This is a genomic window from uncultured Dialister sp. (genome assembly GCF_937959425.1).
Lineage (GTDB): Bacteria > Bacillota > Negativicutes > Veillonellales > Dialisteraceae > Dialister.
This window is the reverse complement of record NZ_CALGPS010000161.1, coordinates 1-10251: the sequence shown is the minus strand read 5'-3', so window position 1 is coordinate 10251 and position 10251 is coordinate 1. Positions and strand designations below refer to the sequence as shown.

Here is a 10251-nt window from a genome sequence, read left to right as displayed (position 1 = left end):
CCACCCCTGTTTAAGGGGTGGGTGGCGAGCGCAGCGAGCCGGAAGGGGTCAGCCGCAGACGGTTTATAAAATTTATTGCCCGCAGGGCAATCCACAACCCTCGGCCCAAAGGGCCGTCAAACCTAAGAACCCGACCGCCATCGGCCGGTCAATCTTAAGAACCTTTTCATCCGCCTCTTTGCGGCCCCACAAACCCTCCATTGCAGGAGGATTTTTTATTTCCAAAGAAAAGGATGCCCTGTTTTATGGATACCCCTGTGTTTTCAAAGGCCGGAAAAGCAGAAAGCCCAGCCCCGGCTATGGGAGAAGGTGTGAGAAATAAGAAGTAAAAGGTATACTTTTGTATATATTTTGCATGTTCCCGCATAGGTTATACCCTTTTGTGGAGGGAGCGGAGAGCCGCCGCTCTGTGAAATCCGGCAGAAATGGCAACCCTGCAAGTGTGAATAATATGCATAAATATACGTTATATAAGGTCCTGCTTCTTCAGGAAGTATGGGAAAGCTCTGTCGGAATAGAGCCGGCAGAGCTTTTTTCATGCTTATGAAAACCACTTGGACATAAAATTGACCACTTTTGCAGAAAAACGACCACTTTTGCAGAAAAAATAGAAACGAAAAACCTTTTACGCTATAGTAATGACAGATGAAACGGAAGAACTGCATAGGTACTGAGACAGCGTCGAAAGTCGAAAAAATTATTGACCCCTGACCTTTATTTCGTGCGCCCCAAAACAGGAAAAGACGAAAAGAAAGACCGATTTCCCTGTGCTTTGGGAAAAAACGCAGCCGGCAGCACCTGTATAGTCCTTCTGCATAATCTGTATAAACGGATTCGAAGGCCCGCTCTGAGCCTTGAAGATATGAGTATACACAATAAGAACCGGATAAAGGAGGCATGGGTACAAACCGGTTCCGCCGCTGGGACGAACCCCCTGGGGCTATGTGAGTCAAAAATGCGGCACATCCGGCGCTAAGCCGCAAGAAAATGATTCGGAGCATCTATCATTTCCATTTAAAGGAGGGTAACACCATGAATAAGATTTATAAAGTCATCTGGAGTAAAGCGAAGCACACCTATGTGGTGGCATCAGAAATCGCCAAAGGCCACACCAAGGGCGAAACCACAGGAAAAGGACTGAAGAGACTGGCAGCAGCTCTGCTGGTGGCAGCAGCTCTTATGGGTCCAAACTTCGCCTGGGCCGCGGACATCGTGACGGTCACGGATACGAGCACTACGCAGCAGACGATGTACACCAAAGATGGAGCAGATAATACCTTTGCCACAAAGGGAAGCCTGACCACAGAAGCAACTGAGCGTGCAAATGTCGATTCGACCCTGCAGACCAATATCGACAACGAAGTTACAAACCGTAAAGCAGCAGATTCGACCCTGCAGACCAATATCGACAACGAAGCTACAAACCGTAAAGCTGCCGATACAACCTTGCAGAGCAATATCGATACAGAAGCAACGGACCGCAAAAACGCGGATAAAACCATTCAGCAGGCTGTAGATGCCAAAGCAAATGCGGCTGACGTATATAGCAAAGATGTTGCAGATGATACCTTTGCCACAAAGAAAAGCCTGGCCCAAGAAACCACCGACCGTGAAACTGCTGATATGAACCTTCAGAAGGCTGTAGATGCCAAAGCAAATGCGGTTGATGTGTACAGCAAGGCCGATGCCGACACGACATTTGCTACCAAAACTGAAGTCAATACAGCAGATACGAATCTGCAGAAAGCGATTGACGATGAAGCTAGGAAACGGAAGTACTCGGTGACTAATCTGGAAAATGCAGATAAGCAGCTCCAGAACAATATTGATACCGAGAAAACTGCCCGTGAATCAGCTGATTCCGCACTGGACTCCAGAACGTCCGCGTTGGAAGCCAAGACAGGGTCTCTTAACAGAGTAGCAGCTGCTAATAGTACTTCTATTAATGAATCCATGACATATAAAGGCAATCAGTATAGCGCAACTCTTCAGGTCAATGGAAGCGGAGCACAGATTGGTGTAGTCAATAATTCGGAGGCAGGACTTGCCAATGATGGCGGTACTGCTTATACAGAATATCGCGCCATAACTGGAGCGATTGTGAGCAAGGCAACTGGACAGGTTGTTGATACTGCAGGAGATACTACAGGAGAATATTCCCAGGCTGCTACTAAATCGACCGGGACAACTTTTACTTATTCAAATGATGGAGGAAAAACTTCTTCCTCTACCACAATTAAAGGTAACAGCGTTTCCACTGGAACCGTTTCCGCAACAGCGGGAATTACTGATGAAACGACCAAAGACGGGACATCTGTTATTGCGTCTCAGACTGTGGGCCAGAACCTGAATGCCCTGGATGAACGGATTACCAATGTAAAAGAATATCTGGAAAAACAGACATCTGATAATTATGTAAGCAAGACTGACGCTGCATTGCAGGACGATGGGGCCATTGTGAGAAAGGCCAACACCATCGGCGAAAACGTGGCGCTGCTGGATGCCGGCCTGGCAAAGGAAACGGCTGCCCGCCTTGGCGCAGATGCAGCTCAGGACAAGGTGATTCAGCAGGTGAATGACAACCTGGTAGCCAGCGTCAACTCGATTAATCAGAACATGGCTAATGGGTTCAATACCCTGAGCCAGGTTGATGCCAATGAACTGGCAGCCCGTGTAGCAGCTGATACGACACTGGTGGAAGCCGTGAACAGCGGACTGAGCCTGAGCGACGACAATGTGCTGCAGAAGAACACCACTAAAATTGACGAAAAAGGCAACGTGACTACCTCCAAAACCGATGCCAAAGAATTGATTCTGAATAAGGACAATGACAATCAGATTACCCTGAACGACAAGGGCATCAAAGTTGGCACCAACAGCAGTGTGGTGGATAAAGACGGTGTCTACACCGGCGGCGATACCTATGATGCAGCCTATGCAGCTATGAGCGCTGACGGCAAAATCAAAGGGGCCAACGGGGCCTTCACCGTGGATGAAGATGGAAATGTCGCTTCCAAGGCAACCATCACCGGTGAAACAGTAACCGACGGTAAGGGCGCTTCCATGAGCAACGGAACGGTAACCGGCAAGACCCTGACCGATGGGATTGCTACCATTACCAATGGCAATATCAACACCAGCGGCACCATTACCGGTGGCACCGTAACTTCCACGGGCAACATCTCCGCACTGGGTGACATCCACGCAGGCGGCGCATTGACAGGAGCAAGCCTTTCTGTAACAGGTGGTATTAGTGGTGGCAGTATTACCGTTAACGGAACAGCTAATATTAACGGTAATACGTCCATTAATGGGGATATGACCGCTACTGGCAAAGTACAGGGCAGCAGTATCACCGATGGTACCGCAACTCTTACAGGGGGTAATCTGACTGGTGTTAATAAAATTGAAACCGGCACTCTGAAAACTACCGGCGATGCTGAAATCGGCGGTGACCTGGATGTAAAGGGCGACCTTTCTGTAGAAGGCGAATTCAATGCCAAGACCCTCTCCAGCAGGCTGGATGAAAATAACTTCACCACCATCAACGGCGGAAACGTGACTTCTGTAAACAGCAAAGTAAACACAGATGATGGAAGAACCTACACAAGTTCTTCGAAATTAACTGAAAAAGGAAGAACAGACACGGCAGCCAACGGCACAACTAGGAATGTATCTACCATGGCTGCAGGTGAATCTGGCTCCACCATTTTCAGCCTGGCTGATGAAAAACAGAAATCCTATATCACCCAGAACCTGAAGAAGATCCTGCAGGGCATCCAGAATGGAACCAATGCAACCACCGTTGACCAGACAGAAACGGGCATCAAGAGCACCGCTACCGACGGGAAGAACACCGCTTCCACCAACCTGAGCAATAAAGGATTCAACACCTACGCTACTGACGGAACAAACAAGACCTACACCAAACAGACCGCTACGGATATCAAGAATACCGCTGAAAACGGAACGATTTCCAACACCGCCAAAGACCTGGTGAACAGCGCTTCTGAAAACATGACCAACACCGTTGGCAAGAATCTGGAAACTACCGTTGGCGGAGAAATGAAAACTACTGTAACCGGAAAGGTAACTGAAGATTTCAAAAATGACCTGACAACCACAATCGGTGGAAACAAGAGCGAAACGGTAGCTGGAACCAGCGAAGAAACGGTAACCGGCAAGAAGACTGAAGCCTACAACGGCGGCCTGGAAACCACAGTAACCGGTGAAGAAAAACACACCGTAAACGGCAATCAGACAAATATCATTACCGGAACCCAGACCACTACCGTTACCGGCGATGTGACAGAAGACTACAAGGCTAACCTGTCCACCACCGTAAGCGGAAACCAGACCACCACTGTTACCGGCGATAGCAGCCTCACCGCTGAAAATATCAACAACACAGCAAAGAACAAGATTACCAATAAGGCAATCGATGTAGAAACCGAAGCGTCCAGCTCCATTGTGAACAAAGTATCCAACGATGCCGGCGCCAATACCTCTACCCAGATGTCCTATCAGACAACGGAAGAAATGAGCCAGGCCGATGGTAAGACCGCTTCCTACCTCCGCGGCGCAGCAGAAGAAAAATCCCAGCTCATCGAAGGCGATAAGAAGACTACCATCGATACCATTGCAGGACAGACCAACACCAATATCACCGATGGAACCAATACTTCCAACAGCCTGCAGAAAGCTGACCAGGTGGCTTCCGCCGTCACCGACGGCACCAACACCACTATTGTGAACCAGGATGCCAAGAGCCTTGCTTCCTCCATCACCGAAGGAGCAAAGGCAAACAACACCAATAATACGGTGGATAAATCTGAACAGCTTATCAAAGCAGACGATACACACTTCTATGCTGAAACCAAGACTGTAGATAAAGCGGAAGAAGCGCTGAAATCCGGTACTACACTGATTGACATTGTGAAAGATACCACGACTGCCACTGTAAGCAGTGCAGTTACCGATGGCAAGACCATTACCGGTATCAGCCAGAATGCAAAGGATATCAACCTCAGCGCAGCTGGCGGAACCATTGCTAACAGTGCGAAGAACATCAGCAATACTGCAGTGGAAAAACTGTCCAACTCTGCGGCGGAAATCGAAAATACCGCTTCTAAGTCTATCAAGAACTCCGTAGGTAACAACGTATCCAGCTCTATGACCGTCAATAAGATTGAAGAATCTGTGGTGGATGATAAGAATAACAACACCTTCACCAAGACCGCTACCAAGGACATCAACGTAGTCACCGACGGCACCAATACCAGCACCGAAAGCCAGCTGGCAGGCAGCGTGAATACGTCGCTGAAAGAAGTAGACGCTGACGGAAAAACGACTAAGTCTTTGAACAACATGAAGACGGTTTCCGAAGATACCACTAAGATTACCGATACCGCATCCGGTGCATTCTCCAGCTCCAGCCAGAAGGCGGACAGCATCACCAACACCGTAAAGAACGGAAACGGGTCTAACGTGGCTACGGATAAAGCCCTTTCCTCTGAATCGAAACTGACCAGCGGCAGCAGCGTCATCGATGTGCTTAAGAGCCTTGACGATGCAGCAAATCCGGCAATTACAAGTTCCGTAACCGATGGTACGAACAAGAGTGAAGTGAAGCAGACCGCTTCCGAAGTAGCTACCAGCGCTAAGGATATTTCCAACACCGCAACGGACAAGATTACCAGCCAGATTGGCGACGGCTCTAAAGTGAAGAGTGAAATGACTGCTGATGGCATCACCAATACCGCAGAAGGCGGCACCATTTACAACAAGTCGAAGGATATCCTGAACGAAGCTTCCGGCGATATCATCAACTGGGCAGATGGTGAAATCGGAAACGTTGCCACCAAGATTACCAATATCACCGGCGACAACACAGTAACCAGCGATACCAAGGGTACCACCTTTGAAAATAAGGCAAATAGCACTGCTATTAAAGAAGGCAAAGTCACAAAGACCACCATTTCCGGCAACACACTGGAAACCGGCAAGGCAACCATGGACTATGCGGAAGTGATGAAAGACCTGGGCGTTCATGGAAAGGCAACTATTGACGGTGATACCAGCGTAGGTGGCAACCTCTCTGTAACCGGTACATCTACTCTCACCGGCGATGTAACTATGAAGTCCAATGCGACAGTTGAAAAGGACCTGACAGTCAATGGCAAGTCTACTCTCACTGACGATGTAACCATGAAGTCCAATGCGACAGTTGAAAAGGATTTGACTGTCAAAGGAACAACCACTACAGATACTCTCAAGGTAACCGGTTCTTCCGAATTTGACGGCAAGGCTACATTCAATGATATTGTAACTATGAACAAGGGACTCTCCGTCACCGGCGGTGTAACCGCAGATACAGTAACAGCAGGTACAGTAACCGCTGATTCCTACAAGGTAGGAGACAAGACCTACATCGATAAAGATGGTATCAATGCGAATAACCAGGTTATCAGGAATGTAGGCCAGGGAAAGATTTCCGAAGGCTCCACTGATGCCGTTTCCGGCGGACAGCTCTATGAAACCAATACCAGGGTCAGCGGACTGGAAACCCGTGTGGGTGCGGTGGAAACCAGGGTGGATAAGCTGGACAACAAGATCGACAAGGTAGGCGCCAATGCAGCAGCCATGGCAAACCTCCATCCGTTGGAATTTGATGAAGACTCCAAGTGGAACATTGCAGCAGCAGTAGGCAGCTCCGGCAGCGAAACTGCCAGCGCGGTAGGCGTATTCTACCGGCCCAATGAAAACGTGATGGTCAATGCCTCCGCAGCCATGGGCACCGGTGAGAATATGTTCGGCGGCGGCGTATCCCTCCGTCTCGGCCACGGCGGCAACAAAGCCAAAGAGGCACAGATGAAGGCGGCTGCAGCGGAAAATAAGGAACTCCGCGCTAAAGTGGACGACCTCACCGCCCGCATGGACGCACTCCTCTCCGTACTGAACCCCAACATGTCGAAAGATTTCCCGGACGTTCCGGAAAACCACTGGGCCTACGAAGCTGTTTCCCGCCTGGCAGGCAATGGCATCGTGGAAGGCTATGAAGACGGCAAGTACCATGGAGAGAGACAGATGACCCGCTATGAAATGGCAGAAATCATCTACAACGCCCTCTCCAAAGGCGCTAAGGCTGAAAAGAAACTGGTGGAAGAATTCCGCCCCGAACTCCAGGCCATGGCAGCCCAGAAAAGAGCCTGACCTCGTAAATCGCTCTCCTTCATCCCTCCAAGCCGGATGATTGCTTAAACGAAGGAAAGTGATTTGAGGATATAATCCCCGCCCTTCCCCCCGGAGGGCGCGGGACGAGCAAACCCCCCGAGACATTTGTCCCGGGGGTTTTGCAATGGGATATGGACACGCCCTGCGGGCGTGAGGGTTGACGGCCCTACGGGCCGAAGGGGCTAAAGGTTCTCAGGTTTGACACGCCTTCGGCGTGAAGGTTGTGGTGGGCGCCTTTGAATTTATAGAAGGCGCCGGTATGATAAAACCTTTACAACCGCCCTGGCGGGCGAGGGAAAAGCGTTCCCCCTTGCCCGCTTCGCGGGACTTCCCCCGCAAGCGGTGGCAGAACAAAGCTCCGCTAATCATTTTTCTCAAAAGTTGCTCTACATTAAGCACGGGTTGTAGTCCCACCGCACAGCGGGGGGAAGGTGGTACGTAGTACCAAAGGGGGAGAGTGCACAGGGTTCAGTGGGGGTGGTAGGTCGTATTCCCGAAGGGGCCTGCCACTGCGCGGCAGAGGGGCATATGGCATCCATCGGGCCTGACGGCCCTCGGTGCCAAGGGTTGTGTTCGCTGTCGCTCAGGGGGCAAAGGCCGTGGTGGGCGCCTTTAAATTTATAGAAGGCGCCAGTATGATAAAACCTTTACAACCGCCCTTACGGGCGAGGGAAATGCGTTCCCCCTTTGGTGGCTGGCGTCACCACCTTTCCCCCTGTTCAGGGGGCACTATGGGTGCTCAGCAATGTGCTACATGACTCCACGGGGAGCGTAGAGCGGTTTATTCTCCCCCCTGAATAGGGTGGGAGTCCGGCGCAGCCGGATAGGGGGTGGCCACGTTAGTGGCCAATTTAGCGTGATGCCGCTCTTACTGATGAATAAAACCATACAACCGGGCTTTGCCCGATGGAAAAGCGGCCCCCTTTGGTGGCTGGCGCCACCACCTTTCCCCCTGTTCAGGGGGCACTATGGATGCTGGATAGTGGCGTCAAGTGATGTTTATGGAAGCAGCAGCGGGGAAAACCATACAACCGCGCCTGCGGCGCGATGGAAATGCACCCCTTCTGCCGCCTGCAGCGGCGTCTCTCCACGGGAAAGCGTCTCACACGATTTTCAGGTCGCTTCGCTCCCTTACAAATCGTGTTCGCTTGCCACCCCGGAGGGGCAGATTCTAGCGGCGCTATGCTTTGAGATGCTTATGAGATGATTGCTCCTCTGCGGGTTGTAGTCCCACCGCACAGCGGGGGGAAGGTGGTGCCGTAAGGCACCAAGGGGGGGCCGCCAAAGGCGGCATTATAAATTCATTGCCCGCAGGGCAATCCACAACCCTCAGCGGCCAAAGGCCGCTGTCAAACCTGAGAACCCTCCGGCCAACGGCCGGTCAAACCTGAGAACCTTTTACACAACCCACGGCGCAGCCCTCTGCGCTTTTTACTTCAAGAATCTATGTTCTCCATATCTATCCTTTACGAATTGTGTTATAGTGGTACATATTGAATCTATTCAGATAGATATTGCATAAAGAAAGGCGGAGTTCCATGAATATTATTGATGAACTGAAATGGCGTGGCGCTGTCAATCAGCAGACAGACGAGGAAGGATTGTACAAGCTGGTAGGGGAGAAGTCCATTTCCCTCTATTGCGGCATCGATCCTACCGGAGACAGCATGCATATCGGTCATCTGATTCCTTTCATGATCCTGAAGCGTTTCCAGCTGGCCGGCCATCATCCGGTCATCGTCATCGGCGGCGGCACCGGCTCCATCGGCGATCCTTCCGGCCGCAAGACGGAAAGGGTGCTCCAGTCCCAGGAGGCCATCCGGCATAATGCGGAATGCCTCACTGCCCAGATGAAGAAACTTTTCGGAGAAGACGGCTTCACCATGGTGAACAACTATGACTGGCTTTCCAAGATTTCCCTGCTGGAATTCCTTCGTGATTACGGCAAGCTTTTCAATATCAATACCATGCTGGCTAAGGAAGTGGTAGCTTCCCGCCTGGATACAGGGATTTCCTTTACGGAATTTTCCTACCAGATCCTCCAGTCCATCGATTTCAAAATGCTCTACGACAAGTACGACGTACAGCTGCAGATCGGCGGCGCCGACCAGTGGGGCAACATCACCAACGGCGTAGAACTCCTTCGCAAGACGGAAGATGTGCATGATGCCTACGGCCTCACCATCCCCCTCATGCTGAAGGCGGACGGCACCAAGTTCGGCAAGACCGCCGGCGGCGCTGTATGGCTTGACCCGAAGAAGACATCTCCCTACGAATTCTACCAGTTCTGGTTCAACCAGGATGACCGGGATGTGGTGAAGTACCTGAAATATTTCACCTTCCTCTCCCATGAGGAAATCGACGCTCTGGCCAAAGAAGTGGAAGAACATCCGGAACACAGAAGCGCCCAGAGAAGACTGGCGGAAGAAGTCACCCGCTTCGTCCACGGCGAAGAAGGACTGGCCCAGGCCGAAAAGGTGACCCAGGCTCTCTTCTCCGGCAACATCCAGGAGCTCTCGGGCGATGAAATCGAAGGAGCTTTCCGCAACACCAAGGGCGGCGAAGTCCATGAAGCACCGATTAATATCGTGGAAGCTCTGGTGCAGGGCGGCGTGGAGAAATCCAAACGCCAGGCAAGGGAAGACGTAAAGAACGGCGCCATCCGCGTAAACGGTGAGCAGATCCGCGATACAGAAGCCACCGTCTCCGCCCATCCCAACACCGATGGCAAATTCATCATCATTAGAAAAGGAAAGAAAAATTACTTCTCCATCGAAGTGAAATAAGAAATCCACATAAAGAGCTCTCCGAAAGGAGGGCTTTTTACGTGGGACAGGCTTTGTCAGGCTCCTTCCCGCTGACCGGGATGACGAGTGAGGCGGGAAGGAAATCCCGTAACGTAAGGGGGCTGTGAAGAAATGATTGAACATTTTTTCACAGCTCCCTGCCGCCTGCGGCGGCGCCCCCTTCCACCACTACGTGGTCCCCCCACCCCCGAGTGCGGGGGTGGGCAAGTTT

General features: G+C 51.2%; 2 protein-coding genes. Both read left to right on the top strand.

The window, feature by feature from the left end:
• Positions 1-1032 precede the first annotated feature (1032 nt).
• Positions 1033-7212, top strand: coding sequence for an ESPR-type extended signal peptide-containing protein (locus Q0482_RS06640; RefSeq protein ID WP_299144880.1), 6180 nt, complete (start codon positions 1033-1035; stop codon positions 7210-7212).
• Positions 7213-8771: 1559 nt separating this feature from the next.
• Entirely contained in the window at positions 8772-10019 is a 1248-nt protein-coding gene (tyrS, locus tag Q0482_RS06635) for a tyrosine--tRNA ligase (protein ID WP_299144878.1), read from the top strand.
• Positions 10020-10251: the final 232 nt, after the last annotated feature.